This window comes from Embleya sp. NPDC050154, from assembly GCF_044460165.1.
In the GTDB taxonomy this organism is placed as follows: domain Bacteria; phylum Actinomycetota; class Actinomycetes; order Streptomycetales; family Streptomycetaceae; genus Embleya.
In genome coordinates, this window is the sequence record NZ_JBITJP010000022.1 from 55,262 (window position 1) to 69,927 (window position 14,666).

The following is a 14,666-nucleotide window of genomic DNA, read 5'->3' on the forward strand; positions in this document are numbered from 1 at the left end:
TTCGCGCTTGAATGATCACTTCTGGTAGTCGTTCAGAGGAGATCCGCATGCGTTCCACCATCCGTGCAGCCATGTGCGCCGGATTGTCAGCCCTGTTCCTGTGCTCGGGCGCACTCGGTGCATCCGCCGTGACCCACACGTTCGTCGCCCCGGCGACGGTCGCCGCCGACTGTGCGGTGCTCGGTCCCCAGGGGCCCGGCTGGGCCACCATCGAGAACGCGTGCGATTTCGGCATCAGCGCGTCGGTGACGCTGACCTACGGCCCCTCGCCCGCGTGCATCGACATCGAGGGGGGCGGCAGCCGCCTGATCTTCTGGGGCACCGAGGCAGAGGCGAGCAACGCCTCGCAGTGCTGAGCGGCCCATCCCGGCGGAATGCGTGCGGTGGTGGCCCCGAAACCGGTCGGGTAACGGGGCCGTCGCCGTCTCAGCGCCGGTCACTTCGGCCACGAGGCGGTGTCGTCGTGGGGATACGCCGTCGGCCGGTGGCGATGTCCTCCAGGACGTCGGCGGGCGTGACGTGGGGGTCGGCCGTTTTGCGGGTGGTGGCGGGTGTGGTGCAGGTCCAGGCCCAGCGGATGGCCGCGCCGAGGGTGTAGGTCTCGGTGGCGTCGGTCAGGGTGAGGGGGATGTCGGGCGGGGTGTCCGGGAGTTGTCGGGCGATCTTGGGTGCGGTGGCCTGATCGCCGCCACCCCGAAACGGGGCTTGCAGGGGCAACAGCCTTGAATGGTGGGCGAGGTCGCGGTCGATGAGGTCGATCGTGTTCGTGGTCCGCGGACTCCGGGCGATTGAGACCGCCCGGAGTCCGCGGATCCCGACGGCGGGCGTGCACGTGGAAGCCGTGACTCCGATACCGGGTGGAGTGACCCGGGTCACATATCGGGAGCGTGTCGGGTGACCGCGGACAGTTCAGGGGCGTGGAGATGAACTTGCGAGCGCGGGTCAGAGACGGTGACCCGTACGCCTTCGAAGAGTTGTTCGCCGAACACGCCAAATCCGTCTACAACCATGCCTTCCGGACCACCGGCGACTGGTCCGCGGCCGAGGACGTCGTCGCCCTCACCTTCCTGGAGGCATGGCGGCTGCGCGTCCGGGTCGACGCCGAAGGCGGTTCCCTGCGCCCGTGGCTGCTGGGCATCGCGGTGAACGTCGTGCGCAACGTTCGCCGCACCGGCCGCCGGCACGAGGCGGCGCTGGCCCGGATGCCGCACGACCAGTCGGTGCCGGACTTCGCCGATGACCTGGTGGGGCGGATCGACGACACCGAGACCATCGCGAAGGTCCGGCGGTCGCTGGCGACACTGCGCCGTTCGGAACGCGAGGTGTTCGCGCTGTGCGTGTGGGCGCGCCTGGACTCGGCGTCCGCCGCCGAGGCGCTCGGCATACCGGAGGGCACGGTGCGTTCCCGGCTCTCCCGGGGCCGCGCCAAGCTCAAGCGCATGCTCGGCCCGCAGGCGCAGGACGCCCCGCTCTCGCCCGGCGAAGCCGCACCGCACCCCGTCCCCGCATCGCGGCCCCCGGGCCGCCCGACCCCCGCGGCCGCCCGGCCCGGAAAGGACCTCCGATGACGAACAACCCGACCGACACCGACGCGCCGGTACGCGCAGAGCTCGGCGCCATGTTCCCGGCGCCCGCCGAGCGCAGCCTGCCGCACGACCGGGCGCGGGCGATGTCCGCGGCCCTCCTGCGCGAGTTCGAGGGCGCGGCCGTCGGCGGCCCGGCCGCGACGGCGAAGTCTCGGCGCAAGCGCCTGGCGTGGCGCGTCGGTGCGCCCGTCGCGGTGTTCGCGGTCGCGGGGGCGACCGCCGCCGCGGTGCTGATCGACGACTCGCCGGTGCGCCCCAAATTTCCGACGCAGGCCTCGTGTTCCTACGAGTACACGGCCAAGCCGAAGTTCGCTTACGCGGCACACATCGAGGCCGGCCAGACCCCGGAGGAGGCGTGCGCGCGGTACTGGCCGGACATGACCGAGACCGCGCGCCGGATGTCCCTGCCGGGCAGCGACGCGCCCGACGCGGCGACCGTGCCGGCCCTGGTCGCGTGCACCGCCAAGGGAAGCCGCGACCTGATGGTCGTGCCGCAGCCCACGGATCGCAGCCCGCAGGACGCGTGCATCGCATTGGAGATGGGTGTGCCCGACAACGACGCGACCTACCACGGCGCGACGATCGAGCAGGTGCGGCGCCTGGCCAGGCTGGTCGGCGATCACGAGGGAAGCCGCCTGTGCATGACCGTCGCCGACGCCCGCGCGCTCGCCGAGCGGTCCCTGGCCGAAGTCGGCATCGTCGGCTGGGACGTCGAGTACACCCGGGAACCGGGCGTGACGACCGGCCTGGCCTTCGCGGTGGCGGACCCGGACGCGGGCGCGGTCCTGATCCGCGACCTTGTTGCGCCGGGCTCGGCCTGCACGGGGACGCAGAACGCCAAGTAGCCCCGCCTGCGGACACCAACGTGTTCATCGATGCCCCGTGCGGCGCCCGAATCGGGTCGTCGACAACCTGCTGGACCCGGGAAAGGCGGGTTGGATCAGTCCCCGGCGCACGGACACGCCCGACACCGAGCGCATTGGCTCGGTCGCGGTCGTGGTCGCTTACCCCGTCGCCGTCGCCGTCGCTGTCGCCGTCGCCGTCGCCGTCGCCGTCGCCGTCGCCGTCGCCGACGACGAGGCGGTCGAGGTCGCGAACGCGACCGGCTGCGGCCTCGGCGGCTCGGTCTTGTGCGCCGACCTCGAATCGCGCAGATATCTCCTCCGGGTGAGTTTCACGGATCCGAACCGGGCCTGGCTCCCGACCGGTTGACGGCGATCGTCGCCTCACCGAGCCGGGACGCCTCCTGAGCCCGACGGACCCGGGTGGGCTCGTGATCACCACCTCCGGACCGGCCACGCGAGGGGCTTTTTTCGCGTGGCCGGCCGCCCGAACTTCCCGGCCGCCCGAACTTCCCGGCCGGCCCGCGCTCCGCCGGAGCCCCGATTCCCTTATGTGAGCGCCCTGTTGCCCCCGCGCGTGTCGGCCAGGGCTCACTTCGTGCTGCCCGAAAACACCCGCCGGCCACGACACCGCATCGCGCGGCCTTGCGCAACACCGCCTCGCCTCGGGCGCTGCCTTGCGTCGTTGCGCACTCACCCGCCTTGCAGGCGCACCGGACGACCTGGTGCGGTGGTGGTTCCGGCGAACCGGGACAACACAAGCCACACGGCGATGCATCCACGGCTGTGCTCGGCGCCCTGCCGAGCGACGTCGGGATCAGCCGCTTCGCCGAACGCGATCACAACGTCGTGCGCTGGACCGAGGCCGTGCGCGGCGGCAACTTCCTGTCGATGGAACACCCGACCGCGCTGGTCAGGACGTCCGCGCGTTCTTGCCGATGTGCGCGCCGGCCCGGCGGGTGGAAGGCTTTCGGCGGCTCGGCGGCTCGGCGGCTCGGCGTGGTCCGCCGGGTCAGCGGGGCAGGAGCCGAACAAAAGTCACTCCCGGGGGCAACGGCAGCTGCGGGTCGGACAGTAACAGGGGGACGGGCAATGGCTGCCCGGTGACTGGAGAAAACGATGCGTGTCCTGTCCCGCAGTGCACCTCTTGTTGTGCTGATCCTGAGCCTGAGCACGGTGACGGCCCCGGCGGCCCCGGCGGGGCCGCCGCTGACGCCGTGGCGGACGACCGAGATCAAGCCCGGTGACGTGATGGTGCACGGCCTGGCGTTCGACGATGCCGGCGGCGGCGTAGGGGCCGGCCGCGCCTACATCCGCGAGAATGGTCGTGTCGTCGACAGTGTTCCCGCGGTCCTGTCCCGCGACCGCGACACCGGCATGTGGCGGCAGTCGACGGTGAAGACGCCCGGGGCGGGGGTTTCGCTGCGGGACGTCGACCTGGCCTCCCCGGATTCCGCCCTGGCCGTCGGGACGTTCGACCCCGTCGCCGGCGGATTCCCGACCGCCGTCTCCCGCAAGGACTCCTGGGACGCGGTCACCGCACCGGCTCCGCCCGGGATCCGAAGCGGCCTGCTCGCGGACGTGGACGTGGTAAGCGCCACCGATGCGTGGGCGGTGGGGACCGTGGACTACGCGGAGGAGGGTCCGGGAGGGTCCCCGCCCCAGCAGCCGATCGTCGAGCACTGGAACGGCGAGGCATGGACGCGGACACCGCTTCCGGAGCCGAAGGTGGAGGGCTGGAGCGGCTTCGGCGCGGTGGCCGCCGTCGCACCGGACGATGTGTGGGTGGCCGGCCACGCATACGAGGGGCAGGCCCCGCCGCTGGCGCACTTCGGCGGCGGAACGTGGCAGTACGTGCCGCTGCCGTTCGAGGGGAACAGTCTGTGGGCCGGGGTGACCTCGCTGCTTGCGCGAAGCCCCCAGGACATGTGGGCGCTCGGTTTCATGCAGGACCCAACCGCCGGCGAAGAGCGCCCCCTGCTTTGGCACTTCGACGGGCGGAAGTGGACGCAGGCCGCCGCACCTGTGGAAGACATGCGCGTCATCAAGGCAGTGGCGACCCCGACGGGCATAGCCGCGCTGACGATGCACCGCAGCGAGGGGTACGAGGTCTACACCATCACCGGAGACCGGTGGACCCGGCTGGCACTGCCGAAGGCCCCCAAGGGCGAGGCGCAGTGGCCCACCGCCATCGCGTACGACAACGGCCGGCTCACGGTCGCCGCAGCGGGCCTCGCGGAGTCCCCGGACGGTTCGGCGCCGATCCGGGCCCTGTTGTTCAGCACGCGCGTCCAGCCGGTCGCGGCGCCGTCGTCCCCCCTCGCATCGCCCGTTGGTGCGTGAGCACGTCGAACGAGTCGGCACCCGGGGCGGGTTGCCCCGGGTCGGCCGTGAACCAGCCCCGACACCGGCAGGCGAGTCCGGCCCTTCGGCTGTGTCGGCGTATTCATGCTGAACGCAGGATCTCGCACAACGCCCGCCGATCCGGAACACGAGGCCGCCCCGGCACCGACTCGGGCAGCAACGACTCGATCAGGAATCGGGATCGATCAGGCTGTGAACGAGGTTCCACCTTGCTGCCTCGGCGCGGTGGTCTGATGGCACTTGGCTGACGCGCCGGTTGAGACGGACCGGGACATGACCGTCGACTACACGCCGGTTGTGGGGGGGGGGGGGGGGGGGGGGCCCCCCCCCCCCCCCACCCCCCCCCCCCCCGGGGGGGTGGGGGGGGGGGGGGGGCCCCCCCCCCCCCCCCCCCCCCACAACCGGCATGCACCGCCGAGGGGTCAGCCGGCGATCTCGTCGAGCAGCGCCGCGAGTTCCGCGGGTCGCGAGAACATCGGCCAGTGGCCGGTGGGCAGCGCGCGCGTGTCGATGGACTCGGCCTTGACGAGTTCGGCGAAGAAGGGGTGCTCGGCCGCGATCATGGCCTGAACCTGGTCGAGGGGGAACGTGCACGTGATCAGGTGCGCCGGCACCTTCAGGCGAGCCTCGTTCGAGACGCGCACCGGGCTCGCGGCCACCGCGTACGGCTGCGGCACCGCGCGTGCCCGCAGGGCGGCGAGATCGGCGTCGGAGAGGCCGTCGAGCACCTCCGGGTCGGCCGTCGGGTCGAACGCGTTCGTGTATCGCCCGTCGCCGCGCTCGGCGGCCTCCGCCTCGGCGCGCGTGCGCTCGGCCGGATCGATCACATCGAGCAGGGCGGTGCCGTCCCCGACCGGGCCGGCGTCGACGTAGACGATCCGGGCGATCCGCTCCGGGATGGCGTCCAGCGTCTCGTACGCGGGGAACGAGCCGCCCGAGTGGGCGACCAGGACCACGTCGGTGAGGTCCCGCGTGGTGATCTCCTCGATCAACGCGCGGGTCTGGGTGGCGAGATCGATGCCCGTGACGTCGGCGCGGTCCGCCTCCAGACCCGGCAGCGTCACCGCCGTGACGTCGTGCCCGGCTGCGCGCAGCAGACCGGCCACGTCGTCCCACGCCCACGCGCCGAGCCAGTAACCGGGGACGAGAACGATGTTCGCCATGGTGGTTCTCCTTCGATCGTCGTGCCGACAAGAACAATCTTGGAGCCCATACCTGACAAGTAATGTCATGTACGGGGACGGAGTTGTCAGATGGCGGGGTCGCCCTCCCCGAAATGGTTCGTGGAAGGTCCGGACAAGTTCGTCCGCAACGCGATCGCGGCCCGCCCGGACATTCCTCCGGGACTGCGGGAGCGGATCGTGGCCACCCCGCAGACCGACAATCCCGTCGCGGAGTGGGTCCTGGCGTACCGCCGCGACTCCAACGTGGGAGGCACACCGCCACCGGTCCCGCCGATACTCACCCGGGAACAGGCGGAAGCACTCCTGGCCCGAACCGACCTGTAGACCCTCGACACACGATTGCCGGTCGGTCACTCGACGGCGGACACGGCCGGGGTCGGGCAGGCGTGCGTGCTCGCTCCGAAGATTTTCGCGGGGCGAGGAGGCGCACTTCGACAATCGGGACGCATTGTCCGATTCCCGTCCGCCGTCGCCGTGGAACGGTCTGCCGGGCCCTCCCGGGAGGGGTCACCGGCACACCGGCACACCGGCGCGCTCCCGCGGGCCGGCGCAGCCCGCCGCCGATTGCCCCGGTCGCCACTCCTCCGCGCCGACGCCGTCTGCCGCCTCGACACCGGCCCGGGAAAAAAGATTTCGGCGGACCTTGAGAGATTCTGCTGCGCCTGGCCACGTCCTCTCCGAACGGGCCGCTTTCGGCGGCCCCTCGCCGAAGGGACGGCCGATGAACGAGCAACTACGGCGGAGGCGTCGCGTACCGCGCTCCGCTTGCCTGTGGGCGGCAGTGATGGCCATGCTCCTCGCCCTGACGACGACGGCGGGCGCACCCCCCCGCCTCCGCGGCCGACCAGCCGCTCTGGCCCACCGCCGGCTATCTCGGGAGGCCAGGCTCCAGCGCGGTCGCGGAAGTGGAGAACTCGTCGGTGGCATCCGGCACCGGGGTGCGGCTCTGGCCCTTCCACGGCGGGCAGAACCAGCGCTGGCAGTTCCTCCCACGCCCCTCGAACCGCTACACGTGGCAGATCATGGCCTCGCACAGCCGCATGTGCATGGACGTCGAGGGCGGCAGCCGCGCCCCCGGCGCGCGCGTCCGGCAGACCCCGTGTCACAACGGCTCCAGCCAGGCATGGGAGCCGTTCGTCGTCCGCTACGACGGCTGGGGTCAGCCGCTTTACCGCCTCGTCAACGACAACAGCCACCTGTGCCTCGAAGCCGCCGCCCCGCTCCCGGAAGGCGCGTCCCTGCACCAGGCGCCGTGCGCCGCCGAGAGCGCCCAGGAGTGGTCGATGACCCGCCCGGTGAGCAATCCGGTGAGCGGCAGGGTCATGGACGTGTGGTACGCATCCACCACCTCCGGAGTGCCGGTCTGGCTGTGGGACTTCGTGGCCGGCCCCCACCAGGAGTGGTATGCCCACACCCTGCCCGACGGCCACGCCTCCCAGTTGGTGGCCACCCACTCCCGCAAGTGCCTGGACCTCGAAGGCGGTTCGACGGCAGCTGGTGCCACGCTCGTCCAGCAGCCGTGCGACACCCGTCGCGCCGGCCAGCGCTGGGTCGTCGAGGTCACCTCCTGGGACATCCACCGCTACGCGATCTATCGCATCCGCAACACCACCGCAAACCGTTGTCTGACGGCACCCACCATCGGCAACGGGACACGCCTGGTCATCCTCGACTGCAACGGCACGTCGAGCCAGGAGTGGCGGATGTAGCCCCCACCGGGCCCGGCGTCGCGCACCCGGCGCGGGGGGCTCTCACAGGCCCTGACCGCCCATTCCGCGCCTCGCATGGTCGGCGGGTGGGGTCCTCCCCACCCGTCGACCGTGATTTCTCCGGCTGCCTCACGGCTCGGTCGGAGCGGCCGTCTCGCGGCGGTGTGCTTTCCTCGGCGCCGGCCCGGCAGGCCCGCGAATTGCGGTGAGGGCCCTGGAGGCCGCGCCTCCAGGGCCCGGCGCCGGCGCCGATGGTGGTCGGGGCTCGTGATCCTGTACCGCGCCACCTTCCCCTCGGTGGCCCACCGCTGGAAGCCAACCTCTCCCCGGCCCGGGCAAAGCCCCCCGTCGGCACCGGATTTGGCACCGGATTGGCATCGGATCCCGGATGGCGGGGCGGCCACCCGCGTGCCGAGGGGGCGGCTTCATGGTGTTGCCGCGTCGAGTCGGCGCTCCGACCGGGAAGTCTCGGATCCATGGCTGTTCGGCCGTCGATGTCCGGCCGCTCGGGAGATGCGGCCACGGTCTTATGGGTCCGAACAAATACAGGGTCTGATGTGAGTATCGGCTTGTTCGGTCGCTGGGCATGGTGTGCGCAGAAGTGAGACGCGTTCGTGCGTAGCTTCGGACGAACTATGTTTCCTGATCGGGCCGTTGCTGCCCGAGTCGGCGCCGAAGGCGGTGCCCGGAGGTCCACCGCCCAGTGCCCTCTACCTGGTTGCGAAAACCCCGGCAACGCCCGCTCGGATCGCGCGGGACCAATACGCCTCGTCGACCGGCACCACATTCGGTGTCGACCGGCACCACATTCGATGGGCTCTGAGCCGGTCGATTGTTCGGGGCATTCGTAGCCGGACCGTGACCCGGGAGAATGCGGGCGTGTCACCGGCCCGGCCGGCACCAGGCGAGCTTGGTGCGCACCGGGGTCGTACCATTCCCGAGCGGAGGGTCCGGGTCGGCTTCGGGCGTGGCAACGGGGTTTGCGTGTGCGGGTGTTGCCGGGTCGGTACGAGCTGGTCCGGTTCGTCGGGCGGGGCGGCATGGGGGAGGTCTGGGAGGGGCGGGACCGGCTGATCGAGCGGCGGGTCGCGGTCAAGCTGCTCCCGCATGCGAAGGCCGACGCCTCCGGTGCCGCGTTGTTCTTCCGGGAGGCGCGTACGGCGGGGGCGCTGCACCACCCCGGTGTGGTCACCGTCTATGACCTCGGCCAGGACGAGGGGGACGGTTCGCTGTTCCTGGTGATGGAGTTCGTCGAGGGCCGCGACCTGGCCGCGGTGCTCGACAAGGAGGGGCCTCCTTCAGTGGGCACCGCTGTGGGGTGGGTGGCGCAGACCGCCGCGGCACCGGCCCGGGCGCACACCGCAGGGATCGTCCACCGGGACCTGAAGCCGGCGAACCTGATGCTCACCGTCGAGGACCAGGTCAAGATCCTGGACTTCGGGATAGCCCGGTTCGTGGAGTCCACGAACCGGTCCAGCGCGGTGATGGGCACCCTCGCCTACATGCCGCCCGAGCGCTTCGACGAGCAGTCCGGGGATGCCCGATCGGACCTGTACTCGCTGGGCTGTGTCCTGCACGAACTCCTCACCGGCAGCGTGCCGTTCCACGCCACCGGCCCGGTCTCGATGATGAACGCCCACCTGCGGAGGACGCCCACGAGACCCGGCGAACACCGCCACGGCGTACCCACCGAACTCGACGACCTCGTCCTCGCGTTGCTCGCCAAGGACCCCCGGGACCGACCCGACACCGCCGACGAGGTACACCGACTTCTGCGGAATGGCAGACGGCCTTTGAGGCGGCCCGTCATGACGAGTACGACAACAGGCTCGGGATCACCGCGGAGTTGCCCGCTTCGGAGTGGGGGTTGCGAGCCGGAGCAGCTGACGTCAGGCGAGTTCGAGGAGGTCGGGGACATCGCGCCTCGGCGGATAGCGACCCGGTCGTCACGGCCGCTGGAGCCGGTCTGAAGAATTGCCACCCGTGCTGGGACAAACGCGTCTGGCCGCGGCGCGAGACAGCCAGAGAACCAGCTGGTCGGCGCGACGAGTGGCAGTCTCGTCCTACCTGGACCACCCAACCCACTCCATCCGCCCGTGTCGCGGATTCTCACTGCGTCACGCACTGAGCGACTGTCCTTTGACAGCGAACCCAGTCGCTGCTTTCCCGTCGCGGTCCGGTTGGCAGATTCGCAATGCTTCGCGTTCAGGGTGGCCGATTCGTACTGGCTGGATCTGCTTCGATCGGGGGGCGACCCCTGCTCGTGAGGTGCTCTGTGCCGGCTTGTGGGTGTGATCAGTCGTCGGCCGTGCGTTCCTGGCTGCGCTGGTTTGCGCGGTCGACCTCGGCCATGTGTTCCTCGGCCCACTCACGAAGCCTGGCCAGCGGTTCTTCCAGTGTGGTGCCGAGTGGGGTGAGCCCGTAGTACACGCGTGGTGGCACTGACGCTTCCACCCGACGGCTGACCAGGCCGTCACGGGCCAGCCCTTGAAGGGTGACCGACAACATCTTCTGCGAGACGCCGGCCATCCTGCGCTGTAGTTCCGCGAAGCGCACCTCCTGCGGCCAGGTGCACGCCGACGTGGTCGCTGCCGGGGTCCAGGACGCCGAAGATGGTGGTGCAGTAGCGGGTGTCGCCGCTGGTGTAGCGCTCGTGCAGCACCGTGTTCAAGGTGGTCAGCACGTTGACGGGATCGGGGTCGTGCAGGGCTGCGGCGCGCAGGGTGTAGCGGGTGAGCGAGGTGACCGCGGCGGCCTGGGGGCCTTTGCCGCACACATCGCCGAGGAAGAACGCCCACCGGTCGGCGCCCAGGGGAAACAGGTCGTAGAAGTCTCCGCCCAGCAGGTCCGGGGACGCCGTGTGGTAGTGGGAGCCTGCCTCCAGGCCCGGAATCGCGGGCAGCGCGGCGGGCAGCAGGTTCTGTTGGAGGACGGCGAGGGCTTCCTGGAGCCGTATGCGGTCGGCCTCCGCCTGCCGACGGGCTTCTTCGGCCGCCTTGCGTCCGCGCAGCAGCTCGGCCTCGTAGGCGCGGCGGTCACGGGCGTCGAAGACGGTGGTGCGGATCAGCAGCGGCTCGCCGTCCTCGCTCACCTTCACCTTCGAGGTGACGAGCACGGGCATGCGCTGTTTGCCGGCGCCCCTGATGTCCAGGGCGATTCCGCTGACCTCGCCCTGCATCTGCAACATCGGCGCGAAGTGCGTCTCGTGATAGAGCCTGCCGCCCACGGTGAGCAGGTCGGCGAACCGCATGCGGCCCACGACCTGGGAGCGTTCCAGGTCCAGCCACTGCAGCAGCGTGGTGTTGATCTTCGCGATGGTGCCGTCCATCAGCGTCGACAGATATCCGCACGGCGCCTGCTCGTAGAGCTCCTCGGCACTGTCCTCCAGCAGCGAGGTGAATACCGCGTCCGTGGCGTGCGCGTCCTGCTCCTCGCCTGGCTCGGATGCTTGGTCGGTGCGGCACATCACCGGCTCGCTCCGACGAAGTCGATGATCGACCCCGCGGTGGCCTGTGGTGCGCTCAGCTGCGGGCAGTGCCCGGTCGCCTCCAGCGTCACCAGACGGCTGCCGGGGATCGCGGCGTGGACGTAGGCGCCGACCTCCCGGGGAGCGATCACGTCCTGCTTGCATTCCAGCACCAGTGTCGGCAGGGAAACCGACTCGAGATCGGCGCGGCTGTCGGACAGGAAGGTCGTGCGGGCGAAGACCCGGGCCATGTCCGGATCGGTCGCGCAGAACGACGCCGTCAGCTCCTCGCCGAGTTCAGGGCGGTCCGCGTTCCCCATGATCACCGGGGCCATCGCCGCCGACCAGCCCAGGTAGTTCGACTCCAGCGACTCCAGCAGCTCATCGATGTCGTCGGCGCTGAAGCCGCCCCGGTACCCGTCCTCGTCGATGTAACAGGGCGAGGGGGCGACCATCACCAGACGGGAAAACCGCTGTGGTGCCTTTGCCGCCGCGAGAACCCCGACCATCGCGCTGACCGAATGCCCCACGAAGGTCACATCGTGGAGGTCCAACTCGTCACAGACCTCCAGCACATCCAGCGCATAGCCCTCCAGCGAGCTGTAGCGCCGCTCGTCCCAGGCCGACGGGTCCGCTCGCCCCGAGCCCACGTAGTCGAAGAGGACCACCCGGAAGTCCTCGGCCAGAGCGGGGAGCACCAGACGCCACATGTTCTGGTCACAGCCGAACCCGTGTGCCAGCAACAGCACCGGCCCGTCCGCACGGCCGGTGACGGTGATGTTGTTCCTGCGGCGGATATCCATACCCGCCAGTCTCGCATCACTCTCCCCACTCGACGCAGGGGCTCGGGCGTCTCGCCTCGCTGTGTGACGGTCGTGCCGACCGAGGTGGCAACGGGCGGCCCCGCCGGACGCAGGTGGTCCTGCGCAGTGTGGGCTTCGTAGCCGGGGATGTCCCGTGCGACAAGGGTCACGGTTCCCGAAAGATCCGCCCGTACCTGCGACGGCGAAGCATCCCGCTCGATTCCCGAGCGGCGTGACGGGAAGACGACCGTCTTTGCAAAGGAGAACGCGACGGATGCCCACCCCTGCTCGATCCCGGGGCTTACACACTCTCCGGCGTTGCCGTGCACCCTTGGCGCGCTTTCGACGCACGGTGGCGCCCGCCGCGCCCGCCGCGCCCGCCGCGCCCGCCGCGCCCGCCGCGCCCGCCGCGCCCGCCGCGCCCGCCGCGCCCGCCGCGCCCGCTCCCCGGGACGCGGGGTCGGTCGCGTCCGCCTGGCGGTGCCGGGGTCCTTGGGGTCGACGCCCGTACGGGGTTTCGCTGTGGTCGGACGTTCACCGTCGAAAGATGCCCGGCCGGCCGCGCGAAACTCGGCCGGGGGACTCGAACGCCTCGATACCCGTGTCCCGTTGGCCGGTTGGCGTTGGGCCGGGCGGTGCATGGTGGTGGTTGGTGAGGGGCGCGTGCCGAGTCTTTCTTCCCCGAGGACCCGGCCCGCGCCCGAGGGTTTCATACCCGGGCGTCGAGGGGTTCATGGGTCGCCCGTTCCGGTGAACTCCGGACGCGCCGCGTTCTCGCCGAACGGGAAGGGCGATCGGTGGACGTCACGATGGCGGCCCGAGCCCTGTGAGTTCGGGTGGACCGCTCGACCCGGTGGCTGTTGTTCGGGGGCGTCCGGTGCGGGGGCCGGGTACGGGGGTGGGTCCGCCCGCGCCGGGTGGGCGGGCGCGCGATCCGGGCCCGCTGCTCGCCTGCGCTTCGGTCGAGCGTGGTGCGTGGTGGGTTCGGCGCCGTCTCGCCCCCGGGCCGGGGAGAACGAAAGGACCGGAGGCTCACGTCGGACAAGGCCCCCCGGCCTGTTTCTCTTCCCGGGCCGGGGCAGCCCCGATCCGCAGTTTGGTGCGGAAGTCGGGGTCGTTCCTGTCTCGTGGGAAGTGGTGGGCCGGGGTGCAGGGAACGGCGTGCGGCGGCGCTTTTCCAAACGACTCAGCGGAGGCGGCGGCGACGCTGTTCTCGTCCTCGCGTTCGGTCAGGACCTGAAACAGCAACTCGTCCCCGCGCCAGTGCAGTTCCATGTAGTCGAGTTCGTCTTCGAGGGCACGGGATTGGCCTGCGTGGCCCGGACCGACGCGGCCGAGGCGATCCGCCGCCTTGAGGCGACACCCGCATCGGCCGACATCATCGACGCGGCGCCGGAGGATCCGCACGCCGTCGAACGGGACGAGATCCTGCGGATCGTCGGTGTGACGTCCGTGCCGGGCGGCTGCGCCGTGACCCAGCCGTGGGGTTACGCGCCGAAGATGCCGGGCGTGCCGACCCGGTTGTCGGTGGGAACCGTCTGTTACGGCCTCTACGCCAACCCCAAGAGCGGCAACCAGGGCGCGATCGCGCGCGACGGGGCCATCGAGGGCTGGGACCTGCATCCGGGCGGCGGACCGTACGAGGACGACACCCCCGAGGAGGTCTTGGCCTCCTACCTCCACCAGTACCACGCGGTGGCCTTCACCTGCGCCTTCGCGCGACTGCGCCCGACGGGACCGCGGGCGGTCGTCGGACCCCCCGACCGGTGGGTTCGATTGCCGGAACGCGACTTCTGGAAACATTGACACCGGTGAGGCCGAACAACCTCACCATCTGCGCGGATCGGCGTCACCGGTGGGGTCGACGCCGAAGTCTCGGGCGTCCGCGGTCTGTTGGACCCGGTCGCGCGTCGGCAGAGCCGCGATGTCGTCGCGTTGGCAGGCGTCGATCACGGCCAGAGCCTGAACCCTGGTCCAAGCCGCACACGCCTCGGCGAGTTCGGCGAACTCCGCGCCCCGGTCCAGTGAGGCTCGGCGGACCGCGTCGGCGAGCAGGCTACCGGGCCGTTCGGACCATGACCGGTCGATCCGAATGGTGCGTACGAGCACGCCCAACCACTCCCACCGGGCCCCGGGCAGCGGCGACACGCTCCGCAACTCGGCCGCCAGAAACGCTTGCAGAATGTCGCCCGGGACTATTCGGCCGGCCCTGCCGACTCGGAAGAGCAGCACCGCCGGCATCGAAACGCTGTCCTCATATCGCGGAAAGAGTCGACTGATGCCGGGCCCGCCGAACTCGGCCGGGCCGCTCGTGGGGCCGGGATCGGGCGCCATCGGACGTCTCCTCGAAGTGAAGGCCCCGCGCCGAGGGCGTGTTCGGCCGGCTCACCCGGCCGGCTGCGCCGCACGGGTTCCGCGACCGTCTGCACGATGATCCCGCGTCCGTCGGACACATCGAGCCCCTGAACCGATCACGGTTCGGCCCGGCGCATCCCGGCGGCCGTCCGCGAGGCCGCTCACGGATGCGGGATATGGTCGAGGACGCGCAGCATGCCCTCGCGTCCTGTGTGTGGCTGTGGCCGGCTCCCGGCCGCGCCTGCCGGTTCCCGCCTCGGGCGCCCCCGTCCCTCGCCCGCAGGCGCACCGGTACCGGTGGGTTGTCTGTGGCCTGGCCGCGCGGAGAGGCGCATTCCGGCATCGTGACGTCTTCGC

Annotated in this window: 12 protein-coding genes and 4 pseudogenes; 9 read left to right on the plus strand and 7 right to left on the minus strand. The window is 71.0% G+C overall.

Going from position 1 to position 14,666, the window contains the following annotated elements:
* The first annotated feature begins 47 nt into the window (after nucleotides 1-47).
* Nucleotides 48-356, plus strand: a complete 309-nt coding sequence (locus ACIBSV_RS36215; RefSeq protein ID WP_395870770.1) for a hypothetical protein — start codon at nucleotides 48-50, stop codon at nucleotides 354-356.
* Between the two features lie 70 nt (nucleotides 357-426).
* Here ACIBSV_RS36215 and ACIBSV_RS36220 read toward each other — a convergent pair whose 3' ends face one another.
* Nucleotides 427-717, minus strand: a complete 291-nt coding sequence (locus ACIBSV_RS36220; protein ID WP_395870772.1) for a hypothetical protein — start codon at nucleotides 715-717, stop codon at nucleotides 427-429.
* Between the two features lie 206 nt (nucleotides 718-923).
* On the opposite strand from ACIBSV_RS36220, the gene ACIBSV_RS36225 reads away from it, so the two are divergent.
* From ACIBSV_RS36225 to ACIBSV_RS36240, 4 genes are all read left to right on the plus strand, one after another.
* Nucleotides 924-1,568, plus strand: coding sequence for an RNA polymerase sigma factor (locus ACIBSV_RS36225; protein WP_395870774.1), 645 nt, complete (start codon nucleotides 924-926; stop codon nucleotides 1,566-1,568).
* Entirely contained in the window at nucleotides 1,565-2,431 is an 867-nt protein-coding gene (locus tag ACIBSV_RS36230; RefSeq protein ID WP_395870776.1) for a hypothetical protein, read from the plus strand. Before ACIBSV_RS36225 ends, ACIBSV_RS36230 begins: the two co-directional genes overlap by 4 nt.
* 37 nt (nucleotides 2,432-2,468) lie before the next feature.
* Nucleotides 2,469-2,798, plus strand: coding sequence for a hypothetical protein (locus tag ACIBSV_RS36235; protein WP_395870778.1), 330 nt, complete (start codon nucleotides 2,469-2,471; stop codon nucleotides 2,796-2,798).
* A gap of 749 nt (nucleotides 2,799-3,547) precedes the next feature.
* A complete protein-coding gene (locus ACIBSV_RS36240) occupies nucleotides 3,548-4,771 on the plus strand; it encodes a hypothetical protein (RefSeq protein ID WP_395870780.1) in 1,224 nt (407 codons plus the stop codon).
* A 443-nt stretch (nucleotides 4,772-5,214) separates the two neighbouring features.
* On the opposite strand, the gene ACIBSV_RS36245 is transcribed toward ACIBSV_RS36240, so the two are convergent.
* Nucleotides 5,215-5,955: an alpha/beta fold hydrolase gene (locus tag ACIBSV_RS36245; RefSeq protein ID WP_395870782.1), complete on the minus strand. Its 741-nt coding sequence runs from the start codon at nucleotides 5,953-5,955 to the stop codon at nucleotides 5,215-5,217.
* A gap of 90 nt (nucleotides 5,956-6,045) precedes the next feature.
* On the opposite strand from ACIBSV_RS36245, the gene ACIBSV_RS36250 reads away from it, so the two are divergent.
* The 3 genes and pseudogenes from ACIBSV_RS36250 to ACIBSV_RS36260 all read left to right on the plus strand — a co-directional run bounded on the left by ACIBSV_RS36250 (nucleotide 6,046) and on the right by ACIBSV_RS36260 (nucleotide 9,655).
* Entirely contained in the window at nucleotides 6,046-6,300 is a 255-nt protein-coding gene (locus ACIBSV_RS36250) for a hypothetical protein (RefSeq protein ID WP_395870784.1), read from the plus strand.
* A 572-nt stretch (nucleotides 6,301-6,872) separates the two neighbouring features.
* Nucleotides 6,873-7,685, plus strand: a pseudogene (locus ACIBSV_RS36255) (RICIN domain-containing protein); the annotation flags it as partial.
* A 986-nt stretch (nucleotides 7,686-8,671) separates the two neighbouring features.
* Entirely contained in the window at nucleotides 8,672-9,655 is a 984-nt protein-coding gene (locus ACIBSV_RS36260; RefSeq protein WP_395870786.1) for a serine/threonine-protein kinase, read from the plus strand.
* A gap of 325 nt (nucleotides 9,656-9,980) precedes the next feature.
* Here the strand turns inward: ACIBSV_RS36260 and ACIBSV_RS36265 are convergent.
* From ACIBSV_RS36265 to ACIBSV_RS36280, 4 genes and pseudogenes are all read right to left on the minus strand, one after another.
* Nucleotides 9,981-10,253: pseudogene (locus ACIBSV_RS36265) on the minus strand (winged helix-turn-helix transcriptional regulator); the annotation flags it as partial.
* Nucleotides 10,240-11,151: pseudogene (locus ACIBSV_RS36270) on the minus strand (PP2C family protein-serine/threonine phosphatase); the annotation flags it as partial. The pseudogenes ACIBSV_RS36265 and ACIBSV_RS36270, both read right to left, overlap by 14 nt.
* A complete protein-coding gene (locus tag ACIBSV_RS36275) occupies nucleotides 11,151-11,954 on the minus strand; it encodes an alpha/beta fold hydrolase (RefSeq protein ID WP_395870788.1) in 804 nt (267 codons plus the stop codon). The gene ACIBSV_RS36275 and the pseudogene ACIBSV_RS36270, both read right to left, overlap by 1 nt.
* Before the next feature lie 1,176 nt (nucleotides 11,955-13,130).
* Nucleotides 13,131-13,244 (minus strand): annotated as a pseudogene (locus tag ACIBSV_RS36280) (AAA family ATPase); the annotation flags it as partial.
* On the opposite strand from ACIBSV_RS36280, the gene ACIBSV_RS36285 reads away from it, so the two are divergent.
* Complete coding sequence (locus ACIBSV_RS36285) at nucleotides 13,218-13,760, plus strand: hypothetical protein (protein ID WP_395870790.1); 543 nt, start codon at nucleotides 13,218-13,220, stop codon at nucleotides 13,758-13,760. The pseudogene ACIBSV_RS36280 and the gene ACIBSV_RS36285 sit on opposite strands and share 27 nt — an antisense overlap.
* Before the next feature lie 21 nt (nucleotides 13,761-13,781).
* Here ACIBSV_RS36285 and ACIBSV_RS36290 read toward each other — a convergent pair whose 3' ends face one another.
* Complete coding sequence (locus ACIBSV_RS36290) at nucleotides 13,782-14,288, minus strand: hypothetical protein (RefSeq protein WP_395870792.1); 507 nt, start codon at nucleotides 14,286-14,288, stop codon at nucleotides 13,782-13,784.
* Nucleotides 14,289-14,666 lie beyond the last annotated feature (378 nt).

Excerpts from the sequence above, each read along its gene's own strand:
- ACIBSV_RS36215 (WP_395870770.1), top strand. The coding sequence starts at position 48 with ATGCGTTCCACCATCCGTGCAGCCATGTGCGCCGGATTGTCAGCCCTG.
- ACIBSV_RS36225 (WP_395870774.1), top strand. The coding sequence starts at position 924 with ATGAACTTGCGAGCGCGGGTCAGAGACGGTGACCCGTACGCCTTCGAA.
- ACIBSV_RS36230 (WP_395870776.1), top strand. The coding sequence starts at position 1,565 with ATGACGAACAACCCGACCGACACCGACGCGCCGGTACGCGCAGAGCTC.
- ACIBSV_RS36240 (WP_395870780.1), top strand. The coding sequence starts at position 3,548 with ATGCGTGTCCTGTCCCGCAGTGCACCTCTTGTTGTGCTGATCCTGAGC.
- ACIBSV_RS36245 (WP_395870782.1), bottom strand. The coding sequence starts at position 5,955 with ATGGCGAACATCGTTCTCGTCCCCGGTTACTGGCTCGGCGCGTGGGCG.
- ACIBSV_RS36250 (WP_395870784.1), top strand. The coding sequence starts at position 6,046 with ATGGCGGGGTCGCCCTCCCCGAAATGGTTCGTGGAAGGTCCGGACAAG.
- ACIBSV_RS36275 (WP_395870788.1), bottom strand. The coding sequence starts at position 11,954 with ATGGATATCCGCCGCAGGAACAACATCACCGTCACCGGCCGTGCGGAC.
- ACIBSV_RS36290 (WP_395870792.1), bottom strand. The coding sequence starts at position 14,288 with ATGGCGCCCGATCCCGGCCCCACGAGCGGCCCGGCCGAGTTCGGCGGG.